Origin of the sequence: Corynebacterium sp., assembly GCF_030538285.1 — a bacterium.
In the GTDB taxonomy this organism is placed as follows: Bacteria; Actinomycetota; Actinomycetes; order Mycobacteriales; family Mycobacteriaceae; genus Corynebacterium.
In genome coordinates, this window is the sequence record NZ_JAUNUG010000003.1 from 1 (window position 1) to 25,362 (window position 25,362).

The 25,362-nt window shown below is 64.8% G+C and carries 28 protein-coding genes; 17 read left to right on the plus strand and 11 right to left on the minus strand.

Annotated features, from left to right (window positions below; translation table 11 throughout):
• The coding region (gene proB / locus Q4G50_RS01605; RefSeq protein WP_303375890.1) for a glutamate 5-kinase at positions 1 to 717 on the plus strand (717 nt) is incomplete at its 5' end.
• 9 nt (positions 718 to 726) lie between these two features.
• Positions 727 to 1,647: a D-isomer specific 2-hydroxyacid dehydrogenase family protein gene (locus Q4G50_RS01610; protein WP_303375891.1), complete on the plus strand. Its 921-nt coding sequence runs from the start codon at positions 727 to 729 to the stop codon at positions 1,645 to 1,647.
• On the opposite strand, the gene Q4G50_RS01615 is transcribed toward Q4G50_RS01610, so the two are convergent.
• Positions 1,641 to 3,056, minus strand: coding sequence for an HNH endonuclease signature motif containing protein (locus Q4G50_RS01615; protein ID WP_303375892.1), 1,416 nt, complete (start codon positions 3,054 to 3,056; stop codon positions 1,641 to 1,643). The two genes, Q4G50_RS01610 and Q4G50_RS01615, sit on opposite strands and share 7 nt — an antisense overlap.
• A 60-nt stretch (positions 3,057 to 3,116) precedes the next feature.
• Here Q4G50_RS01615 and Q4G50_RS01620 point away from each other — a divergent pair, with 60 nt between their 5' ends.
• The 12 genes from Q4G50_RS01620 (at position 3,117) to Q4G50_RS01675 (ending at position 12,541) form a co-directional block, all read left to right on the plus strand.
• Positions 3,117 to 4,475, plus strand: coding sequence for a glutamate-5-semialdehyde dehydrogenase (locus tag Q4G50_RS01620; protein ID WP_303375893.1), 1,359 nt, complete (start codon positions 3,117 to 3,119; stop codon positions 4,473 to 4,475).
• 72 nt (positions 4,476 to 4,547) lie between these two features.
• Entirely contained in the window at positions 4,548 to 5,402 is an 855-nt protein-coding gene (locus Q4G50_RS01625; protein ID WP_303375894.1) for a hypothetical protein, read from the plus strand.
• The gene (gene nadD / locus Q4G50_RS01630) at positions 5,399 to 5,986 is read left to right on the plus strand and encodes a nicotinate-nucleotide adenylyltransferase (RefSeq protein WP_303375895.1); all 588 of its coding nucleotides are present in this window, start codon (positions 5,399 to 5,401) and stop codon (positions 5,984 to 5,986) included. The genes Q4G50_RS01625 and nadD overlap by 4 nt, the downstream gene beginning before the upstream one ends.
• A gap of 93 nt (positions 5,987 to 6,079) precedes the next feature.
• On the plus strand, positions 6,080 to 6,556 hold the full coding sequence (gene rsfS, locus Q4G50_RS01635) for a ribosome silencing factor (RefSeq protein ID WP_303375896.1): 477 nt from the start codon (positions 6,080 to 6,082) through the stop codon (positions 6,554 to 6,556).
• 4 nt (positions 6,557 to 6,560) lie between these two features.
• Positions 6,561 to 7,247, plus strand: coding sequence for a histidine phosphatase family protein (locus Q4G50_RS01640; protein ID WP_303375897.1), 687 nt, complete (start codon positions 6,561 to 6,563; stop codon positions 7,245 to 7,247).
• On the plus strand, positions 7,248 to 8,057 hold the full coding sequence (locus Q4G50_RS01645; protein ID WP_303375898.1) for a DegV family protein: 810 nt from the start codon (positions 7,248 to 7,250) through the stop codon (positions 8,055 to 8,057).
• Between the two features lie 79 nt (positions 8,058 to 8,136).
• Positions 8,137 to 8,763 (plus strand): ComEA family DNA-binding protein, encoded by a 627-nt coding sequence (locus tag Q4G50_RS01650; RefSeq protein WP_303375899.1) that lies wholly within the window; start codon positions 8,137 to 8,139, stop codon positions 8,761 to 8,763.
• On the plus strand, positions 8,760 to 10,361 hold the full coding sequence (locus Q4G50_RS01655; RefSeq protein WP_303375900.1) for a ComEC/Rec2 family competence protein: 1,602 nt from the start codon (positions 8,760 to 8,762) through the stop codon (positions 10,359 to 10,361). The genes Q4G50_RS01650 and Q4G50_RS01655 overlap by 4 nt, the downstream gene beginning before the upstream one ends.
• Before the next feature lie 10 nt (positions 10,362 to 10,371).
• On the plus strand, positions 10,372 to 10,557 hold the full coding sequence (locus tag Q4G50_RS01660; RefSeq protein WP_303375901.1) for a hypothetical protein: 186 nt from the start codon (positions 10,372 to 10,374) through the stop codon (positions 10,555 to 10,557).
• Positions 10,554 to 11,498, plus strand: coding sequence for a DNA polymerase III subunit delta (gene holA / locus Q4G50_RS01665; protein ID WP_303375902.1), 945 nt, complete (start codon positions 10,554 to 10,556; stop codon positions 11,496 to 11,498). Before Q4G50_RS01660 ends, holA begins: the two co-directional genes overlap by 4 nt.
• Positions 11,499 to 11,507: 9 nt before the next feature.
• Entirely contained in the window at positions 11,508 to 11,897 is a 390-nt protein-coding gene (locus Q4G50_RS01670) for an ankyrin repeat domain-containing protein (protein WP_303375903.1), read from the plus strand.
• Positions 11,894 to 12,541: a LysE family translocator gene (locus Q4G50_RS01675; protein WP_303375904.1), complete on the plus strand. Its 648-nt coding sequence runs from the start codon at positions 11,894 to 11,896 to the stop codon at positions 12,539 to 12,541. Before Q4G50_RS01670 ends, Q4G50_RS01675 begins: the two co-directional genes overlap by 4 nt.
• A gap of 54 nt (positions 12,542 to 12,595) precedes the next feature.
• On the opposite strand, the gene rpsT is transcribed toward Q4G50_RS01675, so the two are convergent.
• Positions 12,596 to 12,859 carry a 30S ribosomal protein S20 gene (rpsT, locus tag Q4G50_RS01680; protein WP_303375905.1) on the minus strand — a complete coding sequence of 88 codons (264 nt, stop codon included), beginning with the start codon at positions 12,857 to 12,859 and terminating at the stop codon, positions 12,596 to 12,598.
• Positions 12,860 to 13,049: 190 nt separating this feature from the next.
• Positions 13,050 to 13,631: a type II toxin-antitoxin system PemK/MazF family toxin gene (locus tag Q4G50_RS01685; RefSeq protein WP_303375906.1), complete on the minus strand. Its 582-nt coding sequence runs from the start codon at positions 13,629 to 13,631 to the stop codon at positions 13,050 to 13,052.
• Positions 13,632 to 13,761: 130 nt separating this feature from the next.
• On the opposite strand from Q4G50_RS01685, the gene lepA reads away from it, so the two are divergent.
• The gene (gene lepA / locus Q4G50_RS01690; RefSeq protein ID WP_303375907.1) at positions 13,762 to 15,609 is read left to right on the plus strand and encodes a translation elongation factor 4; all 1,848 of its coding nucleotides are present in this window, start codon (positions 13,762 to 13,764) and stop codon (positions 15,607 to 15,609) included.
• Between the two features lie 47 nt (positions 15,610 to 15,656).
• Here lepA and Q4G50_RS01695 read toward each other — a convergent pair whose 3' ends face one another.
• On the minus strand, positions 15,657 to 17,243 hold the full coding sequence (locus tag Q4G50_RS01695) for a 4-hydroxyphenylacetate 3-hydroxylase family protein (protein WP_303375908.1): 1,587 nt from the start codon (positions 17,241 to 17,243) through the stop codon (positions 15,657 to 15,659).
• A 19-nt stretch (positions 17,244 to 17,262) separates the two neighbouring features.
• Positions 17,263 to 17,826 carry a flavin reductase family protein gene (locus tag Q4G50_RS01700; RefSeq protein WP_303375909.1) on the minus strand — a complete coding sequence of 188 codons (564 nt, stop codon included), beginning with the start codon at positions 17,824 to 17,826 and terminating at the stop codon, positions 17,263 to 17,265.
• 139 nt (positions 17,827 to 17,965) lie between these two features.
• On the opposite strand from Q4G50_RS01700, the gene Q4G50_RS01705 reads away from it, so the two are divergent.
• Positions 17,966 to 18,895 carry an AraC family transcriptional regulator gene (locus Q4G50_RS01705; protein ID WP_303375910.1) on the plus strand — a complete coding sequence of 310 codons (930 nt, stop codon included), beginning with the start codon at positions 17,966 to 17,968 and terminating at the stop codon, positions 18,893 to 18,895.
• Positions 18,896 to 18,897: 2 nt separating this feature from the next.
• Here the strand turns inward: Q4G50_RS01705 and Q4G50_RS01710 are convergent, their stop codons facing one another.
• The 4 genes from Q4G50_RS01710 to Q4G50_RS01725 all read right to left on the minus strand — a co-directional run bounded on the left by Q4G50_RS01710 (position 18,898) and on the right by Q4G50_RS01725 (position 22,321).
• Positions 18,898 to 19,164 carry a hypothetical protein gene (locus Q4G50_RS01710; protein WP_303375911.1) on the minus strand — a complete coding sequence of 89 codons (267 nt, stop codon included), beginning with the start codon at positions 19,162 to 19,164 and terminating at the stop codon, positions 18,898 to 18,900.
• Between the two features lie 254 nt (positions 19,165 to 19,418).
• Positions 19,419 to 20,579, minus strand: coding sequence for an alpha/beta hydrolase family protein (locus Q4G50_RS01715; RefSeq protein ID WP_303375912.1), 1,161 nt, complete (start codon positions 20,577 to 20,579; stop codon positions 19,419 to 19,421).
• Positions 20,580 to 20,654: 75 nt separating this feature from the next.
• Complete coding sequence (locus Q4G50_RS01720; RefSeq protein WP_303375913.1) at positions 20,655 to 21,359, minus strand: YoaK family protein; 705 nt, start codon at positions 21,357 to 21,359, stop codon at positions 20,655 to 20,657.
• 29 nt (positions 21,360 to 21,388) lie between these two features.
• Positions 21,389 to 22,321 carry a hypothetical protein gene (locus Q4G50_RS01725; RefSeq protein ID WP_303375914.1) on the minus strand — a complete coding sequence of 311 codons (933 nt, stop codon included), beginning with the start codon at positions 22,319 to 22,321 and terminating at the stop codon, positions 21,389 to 21,391.
• Positions 22,322 to 22,473: 152 nt separating this feature from the next.
• On the opposite strand from Q4G50_RS01725, the gene Q4G50_RS01730 reads away from it, so the two are divergent.
• Positions 22,474 to 22,800, plus strand: a complete 327-nt coding sequence (locus Q4G50_RS01730; protein ID WP_303375915.1) for a hypothetical protein — start codon at positions 22,474 to 22,476, stop codon at positions 22,798 to 22,800.
• A gap of 155 nt (positions 22,801 to 22,955) precedes the next feature.
• Here the strand turns inward: Q4G50_RS01730 and Q4G50_RS01735 are convergent, their stop codons facing one another.
• Both Q4G50_RS01735 and Q4G50_RS01740 read right to left on the minus strand, forming a co-directional pair.
• The gene (locus tag Q4G50_RS01735) at positions 22,956 to 24,749 is read right to left on the minus strand and encodes a BCCT family transporter (RefSeq protein ID WP_303376007.1); all 1,794 of its coding nucleotides are present in this window, start codon (positions 24,747 to 24,749) and stop codon (positions 22,956 to 22,958) included.
• 120 nt (positions 24,750 to 24,869) lie between these two features.
• Positions 24,870 to 25,352, minus strand: coding sequence for a pyridoxamine 5'-phosphate oxidase family protein (locus Q4G50_RS01740; protein WP_303375916.1), 483 nt, complete (start codon positions 25,350 to 25,352; stop codon positions 24,870 to 24,872).
• Positions 25,353 to 25,362 lie beyond the last annotated feature (10 nt).

The window sequence follows — 25,362 nt, forward strand, 5'->3', positions numbered from 1 at the left end:
CAGCTGCGCGCCATCCCGATCGTCAACGAGAACGACACGGTGGCCACCTCCGAGATGCGCTTCGGCGACAACGACCGACTCTCCGCGATCGTGGCCCACCTGACCAGCGCGGATGCCTTAGTGTTGCTGTCTGATGTGGACGGACTCTACGACCGGAACCCCTCCGAGCCCGACGCCCGCTTCGTGTCCGAGGTGCGCAGCGGCAAGGACCTCAAGGGCGTCATCGCCGGTGACGGTGGTCTGGTGGGCACCGGCGGCATGGCGTCGAAGGTGTCGGCCGCACGCCTGGCCTCCCGCGGTGGGGTGCCGGTGCTGTTGACGTCGGCTGACAACATTGGTCCCGCGCTTGACGACGCCTCCGTCGGCACCGTCTTCCATCCCCGTGAAGGTCGTCTGTCCGCCTGGAAGTTTTGGGCGCTGTATTCCGCGGATACCGGCGGCACCCTGCGTCTGGATGAAGGCGCCGTCAAGGCCGTCACCGCCGGCGGTACCTCGCTGCTCGCCGTGGGCATCACCGCGGTGGAAGGTGAATTCCACGCCGGTGAGATCGTCGACATCATCGGCCCCGATGGACAGGTCGTCGGCCGCGGTGAGGTCGCCTACGACTCCGAGCAGCTGGGCAGCATGCTGGGCAAGCACACGGACGAACTTCCGGAGGGCCAGCGACGTCCCGTGGTTCACGCCGATTACCTGTCGAATTTTGCGTCACGCCTGTAGCGTGGGCGCATGAAGTTCGCATTCCAACCGCAGGAATGGCCGGATGCCATCGCCGAGATCGAGGCCGCCGGTCACACGTTCGTCCAGGATGTCCACGATGCGGACTTCCTCGTGTTCAACGGGGGGCCCGATAAGTTCCCCTCGCCGTTGCCGCGCAACATCGGCTATGTGCAGTCCACGTTCGCCGGCATCGACGCTCTTCTCGAGGGCGGCCTCATCCGCCCCGGCGGAGTCCGGTGGGCATGTGCCTCGGGCCTGTACGACGACACCGTCGCGGAGTCCACGATTGCGATCCTGCTGGCGCAGATGCACATGCACAAGATGATCACTCTGGCTGGGGAGTGGTCGGTACGCCGCGAGGTGGATAAGCGCAAGCAGTGGTTGTTCGACAACAAGACGGTCGCGATCATCGGGGCGGGGCGCATCGCGGTGAAGCTCATCGAGATGCTGTCGGTGTTCGGGGTGCGCATCATCGCGGTCACCCGCTCGGGTCGCACGATCGCGGGGGCGGATGAGTCCTATTCCATTGCTGACGCCGAGAAGGTGTGGGGGCGGGCGGACATTTTCGTGGTGTTGGCCCCGCTGACCCCGGAGACCCGCCACCTGATCAACCGCGATGTGTTCGCACAGATGAAGTCGAGCGCGGTGGTGGTCAACGTGGCCCGCGGGCCTCTCGTGCATACCGATGATCTGGTGGAGGCGCTGCGTAGCGGCACCATCGCGGGTGCGGCCCTGGATGTCACGGACCCCGAGCCCCTTCCCGATGATCATCCGTTGTGGGATATCGAGACCTGCATGATCACTCCACACACCGCGAACACGTACACGATCATTCAGGAGCGTACGGGCCGCCTCGTGGTGGAGAACGCCGCCGCCTTCGAGGCGGGGGAGCGTATGCCGAATGAGGTGAACCTGGACACGGGTTACTGAGCCGCTGCGGTCTGGCGGGTCCGGATGCGGGCGCCGTTGGACCGCTGCTGTCCGTGGGTCTCGTTGAATTCGATGGGTTGACCGGGCCCGGCCCGGCGGCCGACCCGCCCGGTGGTGGGGCAGCGCACCATCCATCCACGTCCCCCGCGGCCGGTGCGGCTGTCATCGTTGTCGCCGTGGTGGGGTCGGCATATGCCGGTGAGGTTGATCATGTCGGTGGAGCCACCCTGGTCCCAGGGTCTGAGGTGGTGAATGTCGAGGTGGATGAACGCTGTCGTGCAGTCGGAGCAGGTGCACACCCCCTCGGCAGCGTAGAGGGCTATTCGCTGCCAGAAGGAGGCCAGCCGGTGCCCACGCCCCAGGGTGAGGGTCTGGCCGTTGCTGTCGTGGAGGGCCATGATGTCGTATTGGGCGGCGCCGAGGCGGAGCAGGTCGATCGGGGTGAGGGTGTCACCGGTGTTGGTGGCGAACTCCGAGGAGGCGGAGAGGGTGTCGATGTCTTCAGCGGTGAGGGACAGCAGAATAGAGCCGACTCCGTAGCGGGTGGCGCTCTGATCGATGGCGGCGGAGGCCTGCAGGGTCTTCACCAGCTGATCGAGGCGGCGCTGCGCCAGTGTGCGGGTCTCCGGGGTGTCGGGCGGCAGGTTGGCACCCGCCTGTTCACCCTTGGCCATGATGGCGGCGAAAAGGGCGGCGTCGGCGGCGGGTAGATAGCCGCTGAGACGGCGGCCGCCGTCAGAGTCGGGTTTTCCCAGGTGGATGTGGCGCTTGCGGTAGGCGGCGAGGGGGTCGCGCACCCCGGCCCGGTTCGCCTTGGTCACCTCATGGCGCAACCAATCCCGCAGGTCCTCCGGGGTGCGGGTCGCGGCCTCGGTGAGGGCGGCGCTGAAGAGTTCCTCACGGGAAGGGTCGGCTGTCTCGTTGAGGTTGGCCAGCTGCTGTTCGATGATGCGGAGGATCTCGGCGGAGCGTTCTGCGGCCTGGCGGCGGGCCTCCTCCTGAGCCCGGCGGCGCCTCTCCTGCTTCGCCTTCTCGCGGCGTTCCCGCTCGGCCGCTTCCTCCGGATCCTCCTTCGGTGGGGGAGGTGGGGGAGGGGCGGGTGGATCGAACAGGGAAGCCCCGGCGCGGAGCCGTGACAACGCCTCCTGCTTTGAGATGCCCAGCCGCTTGATCAGGTACTCGAAGGAGCGGGAGGAGCCCACCCGGCGACCGGCATCGGCTTTGTCGGCCACCCACGCGAAGGAGGCGTCGAGAGCGGCCTTGCCCGCCAGAACCGTTTCGAGTTCCTCGAAGGATTCCGCGACATCCTCAAAGAGCTCGCCGGAAGGAGACTCCATGATCTCCCGCAACGCGGCCATGCCCTCGCGGATCTGCGCGACGGCTGTGGCTGATTTTTCGCGTGTGGTCATTGGTGTTCACCCCCCTGCCCTGTTAGTAGCTTACATGTTCGAGATTAGTCCAACACATGCATGCTGTCAACCCCCGAAACGAACAAAGTTTCTAGATGTGAAGGGGGCGTCGATAAGCGAAGTTCGCTACACTCGGAACACATGACTGATACCCGCGCCATTGAACGTGAAGAAGTACTGACCAAGGCCCGGGCGGCCAAGGCTGTCGCCCCGGCTCTGGCGCAGTTGCCGACTGAGAAGAAAAACGAGATTCTCCTTGCGGCGGCAGATGCGCTGATCGCTAAGTCTGATGACATCATCGCCGCCAACCAGCAGGACATTGATTCTGGCCGCGCCGAAGGTCTGACCGAGGCTCTCATCGACCGGCTCTCCCTGGACGCCGCGCGCATTGAGGGCATCGCCGGCGGCCTGCGCCAGGTCGCGGGACTCAAGGACCCGGTGGGGGAGGTGCTCACCGGCGGTGTCATGCCGAACGGCATCCAGATGCGCCAGATCCGCGTCCCGCTGGGCGTGATGGGCATGGTCTACGAGGCCCGTCCGAACGTCACTGTCGATGCCTTCGGTCTGGCTCTGAAGTCCGGAAACGTGCCGCTGCTACGCGGTTCGCGTACGGCGAAGAACTCGAATGCCAAGCTCGTCGAGATCCTCCAGGATGTGCTCGCTGATTTCGATCTGCCCCGGGATGCTGTGCAGCTGTTGCCGTGTGCCACACACGACTCTGTCCAGGACCTCATCACCGCCCGCGGCCTGGTGGATGTGGTCATCCCCCGCGGCGGCGCCCGTCTCATCGAGACGGTGGTCACCAACGCCACTGTCCCCGCGATCGAGACCGGCACCGGCAACTGCCACTTCTACATCGACGCCGAGGGTGACCTTGAGCAGGGTATCGCCATGATGCTCAACGGCAAGATCCGTCGTTGTTCCGTGTGTAATGCCACCGAAACGGTGCTTATCGACGTCGCGCACGACGACGTCGCCAAACTCCGCATCGTCGAGGCCCTGCAGGAGGCGGGCGTCACCGTCCACGGTGACGTCTCCGAACTGGAGGCTTTTGGGGCGCAGGACATCGTCCAGGCCGACGATGCGGACTGGGGCGAGGAGTACCTCTCCATGGATATCGCCGCCAAGGTCGTCGATGGTGTCGAAGGCGCCATCGAGCACATCGCCCGCTGGACCACCGGCCACACCGAGGCCATTGCCACCTCCAACATCGCCACCGCCCAGAAGTTCGCCGACGAGGTCGACGCTGCGGCTGTCATGGTCAATGCCTCCACCGCATTCACCGATGGTGAGCAGTACGGCATGGGGGCGGAGATCGGTATCTCCACCCAGAAGCTTCACGCGCGCGGTCCCATGGCCCTGCCTGAGCTGACATCCACCAAGTGGATCCTGCAGGGAACGGGTCAGACGCGTCCCTGACCTGAGGTAAGCTCCCATGCCATGTGGAGTTTCAGGAGTTTGACAGCTGGTGCCCTGCTTGCCGGAAGCCTAGTGGCAGCCGTTCCAGCTCAGGCCGCACCCGGCGAGCAGGAGTGCCCGGCCGTGGCGGTCCTCGCAGCCCGGGGCAGTGGGCAGAGTGACTTCCTGGACTCTACTTCCTACTCGCCGGGATCGCGGTGGGTGTCCAACGGTTATGAGGAGGAGAACCTCCGCGCCTTCTTCCACTACGTTGAATCCCGCCACCCAGGCCTGTTCCACAACGTGCCTGTCGTCGCGCTCGATGATGCTGCTTACCCAGCTTCGAAACCGATTCCGGAGCTGGTCCCGCGCGGGGAGGAGGCAAGTGCTGCGCAGGTTGCGCAGCGGATGGGGGAGATCCTGTCCTCGACTCCGCCGCACGTCATTGCCGGGGATGCCGCTTTCGGTTTCTACAACGGCATGACCACGGGCATCCAGAAAGCTGTCCCCTTCCTCGACACCTGGGAGGAAGAGACCGGTTGTGCGCCCGGCTACCTGCTCGTGGGCTACTCGCAGGGAGCGGTGGTTCTTACTGCGCAGGAGCGGAAGCTGCAGGAGCGCGGGCAACTCGTGGGCTCGCTCTATCTGGGTAATCCGCTGGCCCAGGTGGGTGATAGTACGGTGGTCGGTGCACCAACCGGGGGCAATGGCATGCTGTCCGGTGTTCCGGTGTTGTCTTCGGAGTGGCGGGCGGCGTCGATAAGCAATCGCCTGAACTACTGCGCCAGCGGTGACTTCGCCTGCGACCTGTCCTGGCAATCGGTGACGACGTCGCTGAGTTCTGCCGGCGGTATCCACTCTGACTACTTCCTGGAGGCCAATCGGCACGACGCTGAGGTCGCAGACACCTTCGCAGAATGGGTCACCGGATATAATCCGAACCCATGACTGAGCGCATCGGTGTCATGGGTGGCACCTTCGATCCGATCCACCATGGGCACCTGGTCGCCGCGAGTGAGGTCGCGGACCGGTTCAGCCTGGACCGGGTGTTCTTCGTGCCCACCGGCCAGCCGTGGCAGAAGGCGGACAGGAAGGTCTCGCCGGCGGAGGATCGGTATCTCATGACGGTGATCGCCACGGCCGCGAATCCGCGTTTCCACGTTTCGCGGGTGGATATTGACCGCGGCGGGGATACCTACACCGTCGATACGCTCACTGACCTGCGGAAACAATATCCGGATGCGCACCTCTACTTCATCACGGGTGCGGATGCGCTGCAGTCGATCCTCACGTGGCGTGACTGGGACAAGATGTTTGATCTAGCGGAGTTCGTCGGCGTCACGCGCCCCGGGTACGAGCTCACAGAGGAGATGCTGCCTGAGGCGCATCAGGAGCGGGTGCATCTTATCGACGTCCCGGCCATGGCGATTTCCTCCACGGATTGCCGTCAGCGCGCGTCCGAGGGGCGTCCTGTCTGGTATCTGGTGCCGGATGGGGTGGTCCAGTACATCGCCAAGAATGACCTGTACTGACCTCGGTTGACTGCGGCTGCGCGTAAACTAGGAAAAGTGCCCACTTCGTGGGAAACTAATATTTGCTCTACGCCTATCTAATAAAGGATCTCTGTGACTGTTTCTGACGAATCCCGCCGCCTGGCCACCATTGCGGCTCTCGCCGCCGATGAGAAGCTGGCCAGCAACATCGCGGTCATCGACGTCTCCGATGTCATGGCCATCACCGATGTGTTTGTGGTGGCGTCGGCGGACAATGAGCGTCAGGTCGGCGCCATCGTCGAAGAAGTCGAGGATGAGCTCACGAAGGCGGGTGCGGAGCCGAAGCGCCGTGAGGGTAACCGTGAGAACCGCTGGGTGCTGCTCGATTACGGCGGGCTGGTGGTCCACGTCCAGCGAGATGCGGAGCGCGAGTTTTATGGCCTTGATCGCCTGTACCGTGACTGCCCGCTGATTGAGGTGGAGGGTCTGGAGCCGCCGGAGCGTCCGGGTTCCTGGACCGAGGATGACGTGGATACCCGCAATGTGGAGTCCATTGATGACATTCCGCTCGCCGCAGAAGCGCCGGGTGACATCGACGAGGAGTACTGACCTCATGACACGCCGCCTCATTCTGATCCGTCACGGTCAGACCGATTACAACGCGACCCGCCGTATGCAGGGTCAGCTGGACACGCACCTGTCCGATCTGGGCAGGGAGCAGGCGGCACGCGCCGGGCAGGCGCTTATCGACGAGCCCATCACCCGCATCATCTCCTCGGATCTGGCGCGGGCCTTCGACACGGCAACGATCATCGCGCAGAGTCTCGGCGTGGAGGTGGAGCGCGATGAGCGGCTGCGGGAGACACACCTGGGGCAGTGGCAGTCCCGCACCTCCGCTGAGGTGGATGAGGAGCTGCCGGGCGCGCGCGCCGCGTGGCGCCACGATGCGACGTGGGCGCCGCCGGGAGGTGAATCCCGCGTGGAGGTCGCCGGCCGTGCCCGCCCTGTCATTGATGAGCTGATGCAGGATTACGAGGACTGGGACGGCCACACCGTGCTCATCGTCGCCCACGGCGGCACCATTTCTGCTGTGACCTCCTCCTTGTTGGGCCTGGAGGTCGGTATGTACCCGATGCTCTCGGGCCTGAAGAACACGCGCCGTTCGCAGCTGACGGCACGCCCGCGTTTCCGCCCGGGGAGCCGCGATGCGCTGGACGATATCGCCCACGGTGCACCGACTTTCACCCCGGAGACCATCGCCGATGCCCAGTGGTACCTCGACGGATGGAACATGGGATAAATGCCGGTACGCATCGTCACTGACTCATCCGCGGGGCTGCCCGTCGATGTCGTCGAGGAACTCGGGATCACTGTCGTAGACCTGCATGTCATGTCCGATGGTGACGGTGCCTCCACGGCTGGCTTGTCCTCCCTGGAGCTGGTGGCTGCGTATGCCCGCCAGCTGGAGCGCGGTGGCGATGATGGTGTGCTGGCTCTGCATCTGGCGAAGGAGTTGTCGTCGACGTGGTCGGCGGCGGTGCAGGCCGCGGCGATTTTCCCGGATGAGCAGGTGCAGGTGATTGAGACCGGTTCCGTCGGTATGGCGGTCGGTGCGGCGGCGATGACGGCCGCGAAGCTCGCCTCCGAGGGAGCTGATCTGCAGACCTGCCACGACATTGCCGTGGACACTTTAGGGCGTTCGGCCACGTGGGTGTATCTGCACGGTATCGATGACATTCGCAAGTCCGGGCGCATTTCCACCGGTACGGCTTTGTCCGCGACGCTGTTGGCCACCAAGCCGATCATGTCGATCACCGACGGCAAGCTGGAGTTGGTTGGCAAGACCCGCACCCAAGAGAAGGCATTCACCCGTCTGGTGGAGTTGGTCATCGAGCGTGCCGAAGGTCGTCCCGTGTTTGTCGCTATTCAGCACAATGAAGCCGAGGAGTCCGCCGCACACCTGGAAAGCATGCTAGATGAGGTGCTTCCCGATGGCTCCAGCCTGATGACTTTGCCTATGGAGGCCACCCTTGCCGTGCACACGGGGCCGGGTGCCGTTGGGGTGTCGGCGGTGTTCATGGCACATCCGGAGCACCTTGTCCACAGATAGGTGACACGTCACCGCGGTTATCCACAGGTTTGCGGCGAGCGCCTGTCGTTTCTGAGCGCGGGACTTTAACGTCGGGGCCATGAGCCCGCTTGATCGTCTCAAGGATATGACTCGTCCCACCGGGGAGGAGTCGCTTCTCGACGTCGCCTACCCCTCCCCTCGATTCCAGGTCACCGTCCGGCATGCCGTTCTGGCGGCGCTCACCGTTGTTGTTCTGGTCGCTGCGGTGTTGTGGTTCCAGTCGCGTACTCCCGAGCCCGTCGCTTTCGACGTGCCCGCAGTGGAATCTGAGGCGGTGGTGGCGGAAGAGATCGTGGTCTCCATCGTCGGGGCGGTGGGGCAACCGGGGCTCAAGACCCTGGCGCCTGGTTCGCGCGTGCACGATGCGCTGCAGGTTGCGGAGCCACACCCTGATGCCGATCTCGTCGCCCTCAATCTCGCCCAAAAACTCACCGATGGCCAACAACTGGTGGTTCCCGTCATCGGTGAAAGTCCACCATCGGGGGATTCAAGTAGCGGAGTTTCCCTCAACTCGGCTTCAGCGGCAGAGCTCACCTCCCTGCCGGGGGTTGGTCCGGCTACCGCCGCCGCCATTGTCGCCCACCGGGACGCGAATGGTGCGTTCGGCGCGGTCGATGATCTTCTCCAGGTCAAAGGCATCGGGCCGGCCAAGCTCGAGGGGCTGCGTGATCAGGCCACGTTGTGAGCGAACTTCGCCTGGTTCCCGCTGCCCTCACCGTCTGGGCTGTCACCCTCGCCCTGCTTATTGACGCCCCCTTCCCCCTCCTTATCCTCATCCCCCTCCTGCTGGCGGTGCTGCGGCAGTACGGGCAGGCGCTGCTGACACTTACTCTGGGAGGCCTCGCGGGGATACTGACCGCCTGGCGACAACACCTCGCAGCCACCTGGCACCCACCGGAGCAGGCCGTAGGCACCGTAGTCACCGCCGGGCGGGCTCATATCCAGATCGCGCTGCCCGGGCACCTGACCCCGCTGACCGTCTTCAACGACTCGGACCCCAACCCGGGCGCCCACGTCCTCGTTCAGGCCGGCTGGGCAGAGTCGGACAGGCCTGGTGTGGGCACACTGGTCGGCACCGGGGAGGTCACGGTCGTGGCCGACCCCAGCGGCTTGCACCTGGTCGCGGCCTCAGTCCGTGATCATCTGCGCGCAGCCGTCGACGCCCACCTGGGGGAGTCCTCGCGCGGACTCGTACCGGGCATGGTGCTCGGCGATGTCGGCGCGCAATCGGAGCTGGAGCAGCAGCTCTACATCGACACCGGGCTGTCGCACCTTTCGGCGGTTTCCGGGGCGAATGTCGCGGTGATCACCACCGCGGCGGTTGTCGCCTGCCGCCTGCTCACCCTTGGGCCTCGCGTGCAGGTGGCCGCGGCGGTGCTGGCTCTGCTCGGTTTCGTCGGGCTGGTCGGCACCGAACCCTCCGTCCTGCGGGCATCGGTCACCGGGCTGGTTGGTCTGCTCGCCGTGCTGGGATCCACCCGGCTGGAACCCATCCATGGATTGTGTCTGGCGGTGATCGGGCTGATCTTGTGGGACTCGGGCATGGCCGTGTCTTATGGCTTCGCGCTTTCGGTCGCGGCGACCGCCGGGATTATCGCCCTTCACCCCCTGCTGGTACGGCCCCTGGCTCGCACCGGCTTACCGGAGATCGTCGTGCGCGCACTCGCCGTGGCGATCAGCGCGGACATCGTCACTTTGCCGATCATCGCGCTCATGGCCGGGGAGGTGTCTGTCGTTTCGGTTCTGGCGAACGTGCTCGTCGCCCCGGCGGTCGCCCCGGTCACCGTTCTCGGGCTTATCGCCGCGGGACTGTCACTGCTCCCTGGTCCGATAGCGTGGCTGCCGCTGAAGCTCCTCGAACCCTGCACGTGGTGGATCCACACCGTTGCCGAGTGGTGTGCCAGCCTGCCCGTATCCACCGTGCCCGCCGAGCCACTGTGGGTGCTCATCGCTTACGGATGGATCATCGCCGGCATCGTTGCAGGCCACCCCGCCAAGACTCTTATCCTCCTGTTGGTCTGGTGGATCTACGCCGCCGATTTCACGCGTACACCTCCAGAAATCCCCCTGGACACCCTGCAGGTTCACGTCGTCCGGGAGGTCGCGGACGTCGATACCGCCCCGCCGGGCACGCAGGTCATTATCGTCTCCGAATCCTCCGGCAGCCCGGCGGACCGACCCACCGTCACCCGTGATGGCATACCAGTGCTATTTCCGAACCGGGACGGCGAGGTCACCCTCCATGCCGATGGCACACAACACGCCCGCGACGGGAGGTTCTAGAGTGGTGGGCATGGAGAAATCACGGTGGTTCCAGGTGGCCATGCTCATCGCGGGTGCCATGGTGGCTGTCATCAGTGTCGGTTTTCTCTTCATCGGGGATGCGCCCTGGTGGGAGATCGCCCTGAGGGTCTACATGATCGCCTTAGGGATGTGGGCAGTAGTGCATTATGGCCGGAAGCTGAGGAGAACCGCATGACCGTCGCGCCCGTCCACCTCATCCTCGGGGAAGAGGATTTCCTCGGCGAACGCATCCGCCGCGCCATCCTCGATGAGTTGCGCGCCGAGGCCCCCGATCTGGAATTGACGATCATGCGGGCCAATGAAGTCACTGGTCCGGAGCTTATCGACGCCACCTCCCCTTCCCTTTTCGGCGAGGATCGGGCCGTGATCATCACCCACACTGAGGTGGCCGGCAAGGAACCCAATGAGTTGCTGTTGGCCACGTGCAAGGACGTGGCGCCGGGGATCACCATCATCATCCACCACACTGGTGGCGGCCGGCAGAAGGCGCTGGTGGCCAAGTATCGCAAGCTCGCCCAGGTCCACGAGGCGAATCCCTTGAGTCCCCGTGACCGTACGGGTTGGGTGAGCAATGAGTTTCGTTCCCACGGCGTACGTCCCACCCCGGATGTTATCCACGCCCTGCTGGAGGGGGTCGGCTCGGACTTGCGAGAGCTCGCCTCCGCGGTGTCGCAGTTGGTGGCGGACACGGACGGCGAGGTCACCGTGGAGACGGTCCGCGCCTACTACGAGGGGGTGGCTGAGGTCTCCGGCTTCGACATCGCCGACCTGGCCGTGACCGGACAGACGGCCCGCGCGGTGGCCAGTTGTCGCCGTGCTCTCCAGCTCGGAATGCATCCGGTGGCTCTGGCCACGGCATTGAGCATGAAGGTGGCGGGTATCGCCCGGTTGTATTCCACGCGCACATCCAACTACAAGCAGCTCGCCGGGCAGGTCGGCATGCCGCCGTGGTTGGCGGAGAAGACCGCGAAGGTGGCCCGGCGGTGGACCGGGGACAACGTGTCACGCGCGGTCATCCTCATGGCGGAACTGGATGCCGAAGTCAAGGGCCAGGGCGGTGACCCGGAGTTCGCCATTGAGGCAGCCGTGCGGCGTGTATCGGAGTTGGCGGGTTAGAGTCGGTACATGACCGAAATTCCTGACGACGTGCGCGACCTCGCCACGCGACTGTTCGACATGGCCCGCAACGGTGATGAGGCACTCATCGAGTATCTCGACAACGGTGTCAGCCCTGACCTGTCCAACCAGGACGGCAACTCCCTGCTCATGCTCGCCGCCTACGCCGGTCACGCCGCCATCGTGCGGGCGCTGCTGGAGCGGGGGGCGAGCGTCGATAAGCACAACAACCGCGGCCAGACCCCTTTGGCCGGGGCGGTGTTCAAGAAGTACGACGAGGTCGTCGACGTGCTTGTCGACGCCGGCGCAGACCCCCACGCCGGAGCACCCTCTGCGGTGGAGACCGCCCGGTTGTTCCAGATGCACGACGCACTGGCTCGCCTCGGCGCAGATAAGTGAGCCTCGCGCAGTGGGCTGCGCTGGTCGTCCTCAACATCGCCGGGGCCGCGTCCCCCGGGCCTGACATCCTGCTGATCACGCGCACGGCGATCCGCTCCCGGCGGCACGCGGTGGCCACCGTACTGGGCATCCAGGTTGGGGTGTTGTTCTGGTGCACCCTCACGGTGCTCGGCTTCGCGGCGCTGCTCAACGCCTTCCCCGCGATTCTCGGTTTCCTGCAGCTCATCGGCGGTGCCTGGCTCGTGTGGATGGGCTATGGCATGGTCTCGGGAGGTCTGCGGGAGCGTAAGAACCCACCCGCGGACCTGGAGGAGGCGGCCGCCCGACTCGGCAGGCTGCGTCACGCCTTCCTGCACGGGCTGACGACGAACCTGTCCAACCCCAAGATCGTCCTGTTCCTGTCCGCACTCATCGCTCCACTGCTGCCGCAGTCACCGTCGGCGGGGTTGGCGATCGGGGTGGTGGCGGCGCTCTCGATCTCCGCGATCATCCTGCAGCTGGGCATGGCGCTGCTGGTCTCCACCCCGGCGATGCGCCGCAAACTGCTGCGCGCCGGGCCGATGATCGATGTCGCCGCTGGCATCTTCTTCATCGTCGCAGGCCTAGTCCTGGTGTTCAACGGCGTGGAGGACCTGCAGGCATAGAAAAACCCGGCCTCCCACCAGGGGGAGACCGGGTTCATCTTTTAAGGAAGTGCCTTAGCCGAGCTTGTTGAAAGCCAGGGCCATGGAGGACTTCTTGTTGGCGGCGTTGTTGCGGTGGAACACGCCCTTGGTCACAGCCTTGTCCAGTGCTCGGGAAGCAACGCGCAGCTGGGTCTCGGCGGCAGCCTTGTCGCCGGACTCGATGGTCTCGCGGAACTTGCGGATCTCGGTGCGCACTGCGGAGCGGACAGCCTGGTTACGCAGGCGAGCCTTCTCGTTGGTCAGGTTGCGCTTCATCTGGGACTTGATGTTTGCCATGAAAATACCTCTTGGTCTGAAGAAGAAATGGTGTCGGAAACCCACCAGCGGACCTGTCCCGCAACCTGCAATGATTGCTCGGCGTCGGTGTTCGATGAACGGACCCAAGGTCCTGCCCGTCCCGACCAACGCGCCCGGAAGTGAATAACAGGCGGAATACTACCAGCCGGCCCGGCCAAAACCCAAAAGGCTATCCCCAGCGGTAGGTGCTGCGCAGACGGTTGGCGATGCGCTCGAAGCGGCGCTGCGGGAACAGTGCCCCCTGGCGCCGCACCCCTTGCTCGGAGACCTCGAGGACCCGGTCGAGGCGGATCCAGCACTGGCGGCCAGAGGCGTCCCATTCGCCGGCGCCGATGTCGAGCCACGCCTCCGCACCTTCGTGCTGCGGGTTGGGGGAGATGAGCAGGCCGAGGATGGTGTGGCGGTCGCGGCCGATGACCAGCATGGCGCGTTCGCGGGGAGGCATGTCAGGCCCGTCGGAGGGCGCCCAGATCCACACGACCTCGCCGGGTTCAGCTTGGCCGTCCATGTCTGGTGCGTAGTAGATGTTGCGGCTCATGCGCTCGGTGGCCTCGACGCGGATGGCGGAGGCGGCGGCGCGGACGGCTTCGGGGCGGAAGTCGGTGTGCAGGCCGAGGCGTTGGTTGATGCGGGTTAATCCGGTATCCAACGGGGAGGCGGTGGGGCCGATGAAAGCCTGGCGGAGCCGGTCAAGGAAGGAGAGTCGGGCAGCACCGGGCACCGCGGGGTGGTGTACTCCGTTGTTGGCCATCCGTTCTCCCATGCGCTTGTGTGTTGTCCCAGTGTAATGCCCTGCGCGGCCAGAAATCCAGGTTACTTAAGGTTTGGGGCCTGGTTCGGTAGAGTGGGGGAGTCATACCAGAAGGGAACCTCCAGCACACATGCCGAAGAACTTCGCGGAGCAGACTTTTACCGATCCCTCCCGGATCCGTAATTTCTGCATCATCGCGCACATCGACCACGGTAAGTCGACGCTTGCTGACCGTATTCTGCAGCTGTCCAACGTCGTCGAGGCCCGCGACATGCGTGACCAGTACCTCGACAACATGGACATTGAGCGCGAGCGTGGCATCACCATCAAGGCGCAGAACGTGCGTCTGCCGTGGGTTCCGCAGTCGGGTCCGCTGGCGGGGGAGGAGATCGTCATGCAGATGATCGACACCCCGGGCCACGTTGACTTCACGTATGAGGTTTCCCGCGCGCTGGAGGCGTGTGAGGGCGCGATTTTGCTTGTCGACGCCGCGCAGGGCATCGAGGCCCAGACCCTGGCCAACCTCTACATGGCGATGGAGAAGGACCTGGAGATCATCCCGGTCCTCAACAAGATCGACTTGCCGGCGGCGGACCCGGATAAGTACTCCCTCGAGGTGGCGAACATCATCGGTTGTGAGCCGGAGGATGTGCTGCGCGTGTCCGGTAAGACCGGGCAGGGTGTGCCGGAGCTGCTGGACAAGGTCGCTGAGCTCATCCCGGCGCCGACCTCCGCGCATGGTGCGGATGCCCCTGCCCGCGCCATGATCTTCGACTCCGTCTACGACACCTACCGTGGCGTGGTCACCTACATCCGCATGATGGACGGCAAGCTCACCCCACGGCAGCGCCTGAAGATGATGTCCACCGGCGCCAACCATGAGCTGCTGGAGATCGGCATCGTCTCACCCACGCCGAAGAAGTGCGCGGGCCTGGGCCCGGGCGAGGTCGGCTACCTCATCACCGGCGTGAAGGATGTGCGCCAGTCGAAGGTCGGTGACACGGTCACCTGGGCGGACAAGGGTGCGGAGGAGGCCCTTCAGGGCTACGCCGAGCCCAAGCCGATGGTCTACTCGGGCCTGTTCCCGATTTCCCAGGCCGATTTCCCCGCCCTGCGTGAGGCCCTGGAGAAGCTGCAGCTCAATGACGCTTCGCTGACCTGGGAGCCCGAGACCTCCGTGGCCCTGGGCTTCGGTTTCCGCTGTGGCTTCCTCGGTCTGCTGCACATGGAGATCACCCGCGACCGCCTGGAGCGCGAGTTCGACCTCGACCTCATCTCCACCTCCCCGTCGGTGGACTACCGCGTCATCGCCGAGGACGGCACCGAGCACCACGTGCACAACCCCTCCGACTGGCCGGGTGGAAAGCTGCAGGAGGTTTACGAGCCGATGGTCAATGTCACCATCATCGTGCCGAGCGAGTTCGTCGGTTCCACAATGGAGCTGTGCCAGTCCAAGCGCGGTGACATGAAGAACATGGACTACCTCTCCGAGGACCGCGTCGAGCTGCGCTACCGCATGCCGCTCGGTGAGATCATCTTCGACTTCTTCGACATGCTCAAGTCCCGCACCAAGGGTTACGCCTCCCTCAACTACGAGGAGGACGGTGAGCAGACCGCCGATCTGGTCAAGGTGGACATCCTCCTGCAGGGTGAGCCGGTCGACGCGTTCTCGGCGATCGTGCACCGGGACAACGCCCAGTGGTACGGCAACAAGATGACGGTCAAGCTCAAGGAGCTCATCCCTCGTCAGCAGTTCGAGGTGCCCGTTCAGGCCGCGATCGGTTCGAAGGTCATCGCGCGTGAGAACATCCGCGCCCTGCGCAAGGACGTCCTGGCCAAGTGTTACGGCGGCGACATCTCCCGTAAGCGCAAGCTTCTGGAGAAGCAGAAGGCCGGTAAGAAGCGCATGAAGAACATCGGTTCCGTCTCCGTGCCGCAGGAGGCTTTCGTCGCGGCCCTGTCCACGGACAGTGACTGAAAAGATGCTTATCGACGCCCCGCGGGGCGTCGATAAGCATCTTTTTCCTACTTGCCGTAGGCGTAGACGTCCGCTCCGGAGATCATGTCGGGGACGGTCCAGCCGTCGAGGTCGTACTCGGACATGAACTGCTCGGCGAAGCCGCGCATCTCGGCGGCCGAGCCGCGGTTGTTGGCCGCGAGCAGCAGCTCCCGCTTGACGTTCTCGTGGTTGCCGGAGTAGTTGCGTTCGTAGAGTTCGTGGCGGCCGCCGAACTCGGAGCCGATGGAGTCCCACAGGGCCTTCATCACCTTGACGCGATCGACGGCGGTGATGCCGTCGGAGCCGCAGACGTACTTGTCCAGGTAGGGGCGGATCTCGGGGGTCTGGAAGTCGACGGAGGAACTCGGCAGGTAGATGAGGCCGGAGGCGACGTCCTGCTCGATGATCTCCTTGATGCGCGGGTAGCCCTGGATCATGAACATGCGATAAGTCAGGCCGTACTCGAGCTTAGGCAGGAGGGTGCCGTTCTTCCACTCCTCGGGATCACGGGCCATGGATTCGGTCAGTGACCAGAAGAGGTTGCGCCAGCCTAAGACCTCACCGACGCGGGTCTCCACGCCGCGGAAGCCGCCGGAGCCGGTGGCGTCGAGGGCCTTCATGAGCAGGCCGGCGATGAAGTCGAGCTTGACGGCTAGGCGGGTGCAGCCCTGGAAGGTGAAGCGGGGGAGGAAGCCGGACTGGGGGAAGAAGGCGTTGATCTTCTCCACGTCGCCGTACATGAAGACGTTCTCCCAGGGGACGAGCACCTTGTCGAAGATGAAGATGGCGTCGTTCTCGTCCATGCGGCTCGACAGCGGGTAGTCGAAGGGCGTGCCGGTCACGGCGGCGTTCTGTGCGTAGGAGGCGCGGGAGATGAGCTTGATGCCGGGGGCGTCCATGGGGACGGTGCAGATGAGGGCGAACTGCTTCTTCTTGATGGGCAGCCCGTAGTGGGCGATGAAGTTGTAGTTCGTGATGGCGGAGCCGGTGGCTACCACCTTCGCGCCGGAGACGATGAGGCCGGCGTCGGTCTCTTTCTCCACCTTCATGTACACGTCGCCGACTTCGTCCGGCGGAAGCTGGCGGTCGACGGGTGGGTTGATGATGGCGTGGTTCCAGTAGAGGACCTTCTCCTGGGACTCGCGGTACCAGCGCTCGGCGTTGTCGCCGAAGGGCTCGTAGAGCTCGCGGTTGGCGTGCAGGGTGCCCAGGAAGGAGGCCTTGTAGTCGGGGCTGCGACCCATCCACCCGTAGGTGAGCTTCGCCCACGTGGCGATGGCGTCGCGCTCCTTGAGCATGTCATCCGCGCTGGTGGGGGCCTTGAAGAAGGGCATGGTGACACCGCCGTTGCCCGTGTCGGTGGGCACGGTGAGCTTGCCGACGTGCGGTCCGGTGTGCATCGCGTCGTAGAGACGGGCGACCATGCGGATGGAGTTGCGGAAGGCCGGGTGGGTGGTGACGTCCTTGACGCGGTCGCCGTGCAGCCACACCTCGCGGCCGTCGCGGAGGGACTCGATGTACTCGTCGCCTGTCATGGGGGCGGAGGCGTAGTTCTGCTTCTGGTTGGCGGGGTGGTCGGCGGCCGGGTTGGCGGTGCCGTCGAAGGTGCTCATGGTGTTGTCTCCTGATGCGTTAGTTGATGGGTCGCAGTTCGGCGTTGGCGCCGAACCAGCCGGTGAGGGGGTCGTCGCCGCTGTGGTTCCACAGGCCGTCATGGGACGTGGGACCGAGGGCGTGGAAGGTGGAGCGGAAGAAGAGCAGGGGATCGCGGGCCTCGTCGATCTCCGCGTCGACGATCTCGCCGAGGAAGATGATGTGGTCACCGCCGTCGAACTGGGCGAAGGGCCGACACCACAGGGTGGCGAGGTTGCCGCACAGCGAGGGGGCGATCTCGTGGTCACCCCACCTGATGGGCTCCTCGCGGGGGCGGCCCGCGAAGTGCAGGGCGATGTCGTCCTGGGTGGAGGCGAGGATGTTCACGGCGAAGGTGTTGTCCGAGAGGATGGCGCAGGCCTTGGAGGTGCGGGTGAGCGTTACCTGGCACAGGCGCGGCTCGAGGGAGATCGACGTGAAGGCGGTGACGGTGGCACCGTGCGGGGTGCCGTCGGCCGCGGTGGTGGTGACCACGGTGACGCCGCTGGCGAACTGGCCGAAAACATTGCGGAGTTTCCTGCCTTCGGAAACTGATTCGCTCATGGGGGTGTCCTTTCTGCGTTCACTGTGTTTATGATCGGGGTCACAAACCTGAGAGTAGGAAATCTCTCTCACAGTGGAAATCCACTGAGCGCACGATTGTCCGCTATACGAATCGATGCAGGTGAAAGAGGAGAAACTGATGGACTGCGACACGCGGCCGCGGTCGTTCCGGGAACTGTCCCGGGTGACAGAGGAGCACTATTTTCCACACACCGTGCGGATGGAATCCCAGGTGCTGCTGCGCGAATGCGGCCTCATCTGCCGCGATCTCGGCGAGGTGTCTTTGGTCAGGCTCAACTGGGGCGCGGCGGTGACTGTGGAGACCGAACATCCTGACGCCTTCGCAGTGAACATCCCGCTCCGCGGTCGGTTGGGTGTCCGCAGCACCCGCGGCCCGGGGCAGGCGGCGAGCGGCCAGGCGGTGGTGTGCCCGCCCGACACCCCGGTCTCCTTCCCCCAGTGGGGCGCGGAGGTCACCATGCTCGGTGTCCGGATGGGTGCCGACTACCTGCGCAATCAGCTGGAACTGGCGGGTGTGACTACCGCCAGCACGCCGACGGTCATCGACTTGAGCGGCGGGGCGGGGCGCGAGTGGCAGGACATCTGCCTAAGCGTCATCGCCGGGGAGGGCCATTTGGCGGGCAACCCCCTGTTCCGTCGCAACCTCGCCGCGGCGCTCGCCTCCGGGCTGGCGCTGGTCCTCGCCGAGCACGGTCCCACCGGGCCGCGCGCCACCCCCGCGCGGTTACGGCGGGCCGTCGACGCCCTCGAATCCGATCCCGCCCGCCCGTGGACGGTGGGGGAGATCGCGCAGGTGGCCGGCTGCGGTGTGCGCACGCTGCAGGGGGATTTCCGGGAGCAGTACGGCGTCGGGCCGGTCGAGTATCTGCGCGGTATCCGTCTGTCGGTCATCCACGATGAGCTGGTCGCCGCCGATGCCCGCTCCGGTGTCACCGTCACCGACATTGCCCTGACCTGGGGAGTCGCCCATCTCGGGCGTTTCTCCTCCGCTTATCGACGCCGCTTCGGGCAGGCCCCGAGCGAGACGCTCAAGGAGTCGCCGGAGTAGACCTAATCGAAGTGCCTCTCGTTGGGGATCCGCCCGATGGGTTCGACGCGCTCGCCGTCCCGCCAGAATGTGACGGGCACGTAGTGGTCGGCGCACGGATCGTAGTTGGATTCGCCGTGGTACTCCCAGATCTCACCCTCCATGGTGGGCGGTGGGATCCGGTGCAGTTGTCGGGCGTCGGTTCTGGCGTGGTGGACTGTGGGGCGGCTTGCGGGGCCCACCTGCAACAGAGGCAGTGCAATCGCGGGCACGATCCGTCGAGGCATCATGCTTCCAGGGGTGCGTTTCATCGCCGGGGAGGCGATGGGTCACCGTTCGATCCGGTCGTGATCGAGTGGTCGAGCCTGTGTCCGCCGCCGACGCTGCTCACGGGGATCTCGGCGCAACCGAGGGTCTCGAGAAAACCCGAGTGCTCCGGTGAGTCGGATCCGCGTTGGACCTGACCACGGCGCGTTCCAGAGCGCCGCCGCTCAGGCCCACCGCCAGGGTGGCGACGGTGATGCCGGTTATGAATCGGCGGACGTCAGCCCACAACGCTCAACGCCGGCTTGATGTGCTCCCAGGCGGGTGCCAGTTCCTGGTTGAACTGGATCCAGTTGTGGGCGCCGCCGTCTTTGTAGTTGACCTTGTGGTGGGTTATGCCGGCGCGCTTCATGGCGTCGTCGAGTTCCTGGGTGCAGGAGAGCACGCCGCGCTCGAGCAGGCCGCCGACGGCCATGCTGGTGATTTCGTAACTCTTGTAGAACTCCTGCTCTTCGGCGGTGACCCGGCCGTTGGCGGTGGAGAGGTACACGGCCTGGTGGCGCAGACCCTCGGGGTTGCGGGCGGTGTCATGGCGGATCCACTCGTCGGAGCCGTAGGGGCCCCACATGTTCTCCAGGGTGCCGCCGCGCGAGGTGACCACGAAGCTGGCCATCTGGCGGCCGACCGGGCTCATGGGGGAGTAGCAACCGGAGATGCCGAAGACGCCGTCGAAAAGTTCCGGGTTGTCGTTGGCCAGGTGGACGGCACCGTTGGCTCCCATGGAGAGGCCGCCGACGCCGCGTTTGCCGTTGAAGTTGAGGGATGCGTGGCTCTCGAGCAGCGGGTCGAGCTCCTTCGTGATGAAGGTCTCCCACTTATGCAGTCCGAGTGCCGGGTCCTCGTTGACCCAGTCGGAGTAGTTGGAGGCGATGGCCTGGGTGGGCATGACCAGGGTGACGTTCTCCTCGGCGAAAACTTCACGGGCGGTGCCGGAGCCCAGCCAGCCGCTGCTGCGTGGGGCATCGACGCCGTCGAGCATGTAGAGGAAAGGGGCGTCGACGCTGCGGTCGGCGGCGTGCCAGATCTGCACCTCGACGTTGCGCTTCATGGAGGGGGAGGCGACGATCCATCGTTCGAGACGCTGGCCTGCGTCCTGGATATCAACGAGGTCCACTTCGGTGATGGTCTCGTCGGTGGCTAGCGGGTAGCTGTCGTCGACATCGCGCCACATATCCGGCAGGTCCCACTCGGAGGAGCCGATAAGTGACAGGGAGCTCAGAGCCGCATCGAGGGAGGATCCGGAGGAGGCGGGGTTGTCGAAGGAGCTGACGACGGCGTCGCGCATGGAACCGTCCTGCGCGGGGGCGGCGGGGGCGAGCGTGACGGTGAGGGCGGTGGCGGCGCCGAGGGCGAGGAGTCGGCGACGGGCATTGCTAGTCATGACATAGAAACTAGCGGAGGCTTCCAGTTATGTCACCTGATTCTCACAGGGAACTTCTGTAACGAACTGGCCGGGTCAGTAGGGTTCGACGTTGACCTTCACCACGGAACCCACCGCATGGCGACGCTTCCACATTCGCCACAGCAGTGCTATCCCCGTGACCACCCACGTCAACACCGCCACCAGGTAGAGCGCGTTGATCTCGAACCACCGGTAGGCGATCGCCCCGGTGAAAGCGCCCGCGGTCAACCCCGCCCACATCTTCAGATGCCCCAGCCAGGCCGCGTGGGTGCCGCCGAAGAAGGCATCGACAAAGCGCTGACCCATCTTCACCAGCGTGCCGGTCATGTACGTCAGCGGAATAGACACCTCGCCCTCACGCTCGAAGATGGAGTTCATCGAGCCGATACCTAAGGAGGCGGCGATGATGGCGGCGCGGGGGGTGCCGATAAGCAATAAAAACGCGGCTACCGTGAACAACACGCATGTGTTGAGCATGACCACCTCACGCACCTGATCCGGGCGCACGCGGTGCTTTGCCAGGCGTCGAATGAGCGCGCCTTGCATGACGCCGAGCAGGAAGAACACCACGGCGGAGCCGGCGAGCCAGGCCAGATCGGGGTTGCCTTCGACAGCGGAGGTGGCGATGCGGGTGGTGTTGCCCGACATGAATGACATGAACACGCCGCCGAGAAAAATGAAGCCGATCGAATCGACGAATCCAGCGATGAACGCGAAGCTCACCGCCAGATTCTTCTCATTGGTGGTGTAACTGTGCACCACCACTCCTTACACTTTTATGTCTGTGCTCAACGACCTCCAGCATAGGCGGTGACGGGCATGGTGTCGCCACGCAGGAGGTCCTCGACCTGCTCCGCGGCACGCCACACGGCCGGCCAGCGGAACTCGTTCGGCATCGGCTCGCCCGCGGTGTAGCGGCGGAACCAGTCTGTCCGGCGGCTGCGCTGCGGCACCCACAGCCGCTCGAGTGCGATGTAGGCGGCGGCCTCGGACTCCGGCCCGCGTTGCGTGCCCGCCTGCTTATCGACGTACCCCAGCTGGATCTCCGCCACACACCGCGCAATCTCCACGATGACATCACGCCCGATGTCGGGGTTGATGCGGATGAGGTACCAGGCGTCGTGCTCCGTCATTTCCGGATGTGGGGATTCGCCCGGCAGCGGTTGCGCGCCGACGTGGCACCAGGACGTCTGGTCATCGCGTTCAGTTTCCCAGAGGGCGACCGCGCCGATCTTCCACAGGTTGCCGAGCATCTCCACCCGCCGCATCGGTACCTTCCGGTTGGCAATGGCGCTGGCAAAAGCCGCATACTCCAGCGAGGGAGGGGTCATGTATCCCAGCCGCTTGCGCCAGCCGCCGACACAGTCGCGGTAGTCCGGGAGGTGTACCCCTGGCGGGTGGGCGCGCCGGGTGTGCGTGGAAAGGTAGTGGTCCTCGAAGTGGATGCGCTGGTCGCGGCCCGGCTCGTGGGGGACTTCGAGGCGGATCGGCAGTGCGTCCTCGATCGGTTCGTAGCCGAAGAGTTCCCATTCGAAAGCGGGGCGCAGTTGCAGTCCGTTGACCAGGCCGACGAGCGCGCCGAAATCCTCGAAGCGGGGCAGTTCCATGGATTCCGAGAGTTGCATCGCGGCCGATACCGCCTGGCTCACCGTCAGATGGGGCATGGCGCGGACGAATTCGACGATGAACTGGTCGGTGCGTGCCCTTTGTTTGAGATCCATGACTGCACTCCTTCGCGGAATTGTTACATGGATCACATGTTAGGGCGTGTTTGCGAAGCTGTAAAGACTTGCGAAGCTGGTGTTACGACTTTGTGTCGGGGACTGCTCCCCGAAACCCGCCCGTCAAGCGACCGCCGCCTTAATCCGGGCTTATGGATACCGCTTATCGACGCCCTTTCGTCCCCGTTCTGCTCGCCTCCGCGGCGCTACTCACGGCATGCGGTGCCGAGGCTCCCGAAGGTGAACCGATGGTGGTGGTCACCGAGACGGTCACCACCGAATCGGAAGCTGCACCGGAACCCACCACTGTGGTGGAGACGACCGTGGCCGAACCTGAACCGGAGGGGGCCAGCTGCGAGCCCACCGCGTTCGCCGACGACATCCCCATCACGGTCATGTACTGCGACGGGGAGTGGGCGTACGTCGGGCGCAGCCAGTCAGATCATGTCTGGGTGACCCAGAGTGTTGGTGGCGAATGAGTGGGCTATAAGAGTCATGGATTGACCCTGGGCGTTTTCGCCTGCTACCTGCCGGACCGCATGGCGGCTGACGGGGTCCCGCAGGAACTCGCCGATCAACTCGTGCTCTGTGACTCAGATGCTGAAATCTACTGACATGGCGAGGTGAGCGTCCCCTAGTTGTCCTCGTTACTCCACCCGTCGGCCCATTCGCCGGTCTCGTAGTCGTAGTCGACGGGGTTTCCGTCTTCGTCGGTGCGCTGGTACCACTCGGTGACGTTCTCGGAGGTGGAGTCGAAATCTGATCCGGCGCCGCGTCCCTCAGGGGCGGGGTTGACGGCGAGTTCGAAGTCATCGCCGTGCTCCTCCAGTCCACGGACGACAGCGTTCTCGACGGCGGTGCGTGCGTAGGTGCGGCGAATAGCCAAGGGGTCGGTGCGCAGGTCCTTGACAAAGGAGACCATCATTGCCAGCAGTACCGCGGAGAACGGCAGGGCGATGAGGATGGTGAGGTTCTGGAGGGCGGTGAGGGTGGTCGCGCCACCGGCGAGCAGCATCACCACGGCGATGCCCATCATGCACAGGCCCCAGAACACGACGACGAGCTTGCTGGGGGAGGGGTTGCCGCGTGAGGACATAGTGCCCATGACGACGGAGGCGGAATCGGCGGAGGTGACGAAGAAAATCGCCAGCACAGCCATGAGGATGAACGGGGTGATCTGGGCCAGGGGCAGCTGCGCGAACATGTCGAAAAGCACCTGCTGGGGGCCCGAGGAACCATCGAAACCCGCGACTCCGTTCTGGCTCAGGCGCACGGCGGTGCCGCCGAAGATGGTGAAGGCCAAAATGAGGATGGCGGTGGGGGCGAGCATGGTGACTAACACGAACTCGCGCAGGGTACGCCCGCGGGAGATCTTGGCGATGAACATTCCGACGAACGGGGTCCAGGCAATCCACCACGCCCAGTAGAAGGCGGTCCACCAGCCCTGGAACTCCACGGTTTCCTCGCCCCAGGACAGCGACTTGGACACCATCGGCAGGAACTCATCGAGGTAGACGGCGATGCCGGAGGGGATGAGGTTGAAGAGGAAGAGGGTGGGGCCGAGCAGGAAAACGAAGGCGACGAGGCCGAGCGTCAGGGTGATGTTGATGTTCGACAGCCAGCGGATGCCTCGCGCCACACCCGACACGGCAGAAATGATGAAGCCGATCGACAGAATGCCGATGATGATGAGCAGCGCGTTATTGGTCAGAGGGCCCGCGCCGGAGACGATCTCCACGCCTTGGCCGATCTGCACGGCCGACAGTCCCAGGGTGGCGGCGGTACCGAAAAGGGTGGCGATGATCGCCATCATGTCGATGATCTTCCCCGCGATGCCGTCGGTGTTGCGGGATCCGAGCAGTGGCTTGAATACGGAGGAGATGAGGGGGACGCGGCCGCGTCGGTAAGAGGAGTAGGCGATCGCACCGCCGACCAGGGCGTACATCGCCCACGGTGACAACCCCCAATGGAAGTGGGCCTGCGCGACGGCCTGGTGGACCGCCTCAGAGGTGCCCGCCTCGACGGTGTGCGGCGGCGGGGACACGAAGTAGGCGAGTGGCTCGGAAGGGCCATAGAAGAAGATGCCCACGCCGATGCCGGCGCCGAACATCATGGCCACCCAGGAGAAACGCGAGAACTCGGGCTCGGAATCATCGGTGCCCAGCTTGATCCTCCCAAGCCGGGAGAACCCGATGTAGAGCATGACCACCAGACCCAGCGCCATGGTGACATTGAGGAGCCACCCGGCGTTGACGATAGCCCAGTCAAAAGCCGTGGCCGAGGCGTTTGACACCGATTCCGGGGCGATCACACCCCAGGCGATGAACGCCACCACGGCCACGGCGGTGACACTGAAGACGATGCGGTCGAGGCCGAAGCGGTTACGCTGCTCCTCGACATCAATGCCCCGGACCAGGCCGGGGTGCATGTCATGCGGGTACTGCGGGGACAGAGACGGGGTATGAGGTGGCACCGGCGTGCACCCTTCCGTGAGACATTAGGAACTATCAATTGTTCGCGGATCCCCGCCGGATCGCAACTTAAGTGTCTACAGGTTGAGTGTGTCCGAGCCGCCGGTGGGCTTCTCGCCGGTGACCTTCATCTTCGCGAACTCAACGAGCGCGCCGATCATGCCGCCCTGCTGGTTCCACAGCTGCGCGGTGTCGGTGGTGACGCGAATGACGCCGAGCTGCGGGTCGTTCTTGCCGGTGTAGAACGCCTCGGTGGCCTCGGACCAGTGCTCCTCGACCTTGCGGTTCTTCTCCTCGCCCTCCAGGAAGTCGACGGTGCCGGCGACCGAGAGCCAGGTGGAGTTGTCGGTGAAGGCGAGGTTGACCTGCGGATCGTGGCGGAGGTTGTCGGCATGGCCGGTGTCGAGCTTGATGAAGAAGTAGGCGTCGGCCGTGTCGGTGACCTCCAGCGGGGTCATGGGGTGGGAGTGCAGCTTGCCGGTGTCGGACTTGGAGGTCAGCATGACGAAGCGCTCATTGCGCATCTCCTTGACGATGTCTTCGCGGGTGACGGTGCTCATGATGCATTCC

Coding starts and splice junctions, on each gene's coding strand:
- Q4G50_RS01610 (WP_303375891.1), top strand. CDS start 727: ATGAAGTTCGCATTCCAACCGCAGGAATGGCCGGATGCCATCGCCGAG.
- Q4G50_RS01615 (WP_303375892.1), bottom strand. CDS start 3,056: ATGACCACACGCGAAAAATCAGCCACAGCCGTCGCGCAGATCCGCGAG.
- Q4G50_RS01620 (WP_303375893.1), top strand. CDS start 3,117: ATGCTGTCAACCCCCGAAACGAACAAAGTTTCTAGATGTGAAGGGGGC.
- nadD (WP_303375895.1), top strand. CDS start 5,399: ATGACTGAGCGCATCGGTGTCATGGGTGGCACCTTCGATCCGATCCAC.
- Q4G50_RS01640 (WP_303375897.1), top strand. CDS start 6,561: ATGACACGCCGCCTCATTCTGATCCGTCACGGTCAGACCGATTACAAC.
- Q4G50_RS01645 (WP_303375898.1), top strand. CDS start 7,248: ATGCCGGTACGCATCGTCACTGACTCATCCGCGGGGCTGCCCGTCGAT.
- Q4G50_RS01650 (WP_303375899.1), top strand. CDS start 8,137: ATGAGCCCGCTTGATCGTCTCAAGGATATGACTCGTCCCACCGGGGAG.
- Q4G50_RS01660 (WP_303375901.1), top strand. CDS start 10,372: ATGGAGAAATCACGGTGGTTCCAGGTGGCCATGCTCATCGCGGGTGCC.
- holA (WP_303375902.1), top strand. CDS start 10,554: ATGACCGTCGCGCCCGTCCACCTCATCCTCGGGGAAGAGGATTTCCTC.
- Q4G50_RS01670 (WP_303375903.1), top strand. CDS start 11,508: ATGACCGAAATTCCTGACGACGTGCGCGACCTCGCCACGCGACTGTTC.
- rpsT (WP_303375905.1), bottom strand. CDS start 12,859: ATGGCAAACATCAAGTCCCAGATGAAGCGCAACCTGACCAACGAGAAG.
- Q4G50_RS01685 (WP_303375906.1), bottom strand. CDS start 13,631: ATGGCCAACAACGGAGTACACCACCCCGCGGTGCCCGGTGCTGCCCGA.
- lepA (WP_303375907.1), top strand. CDS start 13,762: ATGCCGAAGAACTTCGCGGAGCAGACTTTTACCGATCCCTCCCGGATC.
- Q4G50_RS01695 (WP_303375908.1), bottom strand. CDS start 17,243: ATGAGCACCTTCGACGGCACCGCCAACCCGGCCGCCGACCACCCCGCC.
- Q4G50_RS01700 (WP_303375909.1), bottom strand. CDS start 17,826: ATGAGCGAATCAGTTTCCGAAGGCAGGAAACTCCGCAATGTTTTCGGC.
- Q4G50_RS01705 (WP_303375910.1), top strand. CDS start 17,966: ATGGACTGCGACACGCGGCCGCGGTCGTTCCGGGAACTGTCCCGGGTG.
- Q4G50_RS01710 (WP_303375911.1), bottom strand. CDS start 19,164: ATGATGCCTCGACGGATCGTGCCCGCGATTGCACTGCCTCTGTTGCAG.
- Q4G50_RS01715 (WP_303375912.1), bottom strand. CDS start 20,579: ATGACTAGCAATGCCCGTCGCCGACTCCTCGCCCTCGGCGCCGCCACC.
- Q4G50_RS01725 (WP_303375914.1), bottom strand. CDS start 22,321: ATGGATCTCAAACAAAGGGCACGCACCGACCAGTTCATCGTCGAATTC.
- Q4G50_RS01730 (WP_303375915.1), top strand. CDS start 22,474: ATGGATACCGCTTATCGACGCCCTTTCGTCCCCGTTCTGCTCGCCTCC.
- Q4G50_RS01735 (WP_303376007.1), bottom strand. CDS start 24,749: ATGCACCCCGGCCTGGTCCGGGGCATTGATGTCGAGGAGCAGCGTAAC.
- Q4G50_RS01740 (WP_303375916.1), bottom strand. CDS start 25,352: ATGAGCACCGTCACCCGCGAAGACATCGTCAAGGAGATGCGCAATGAG.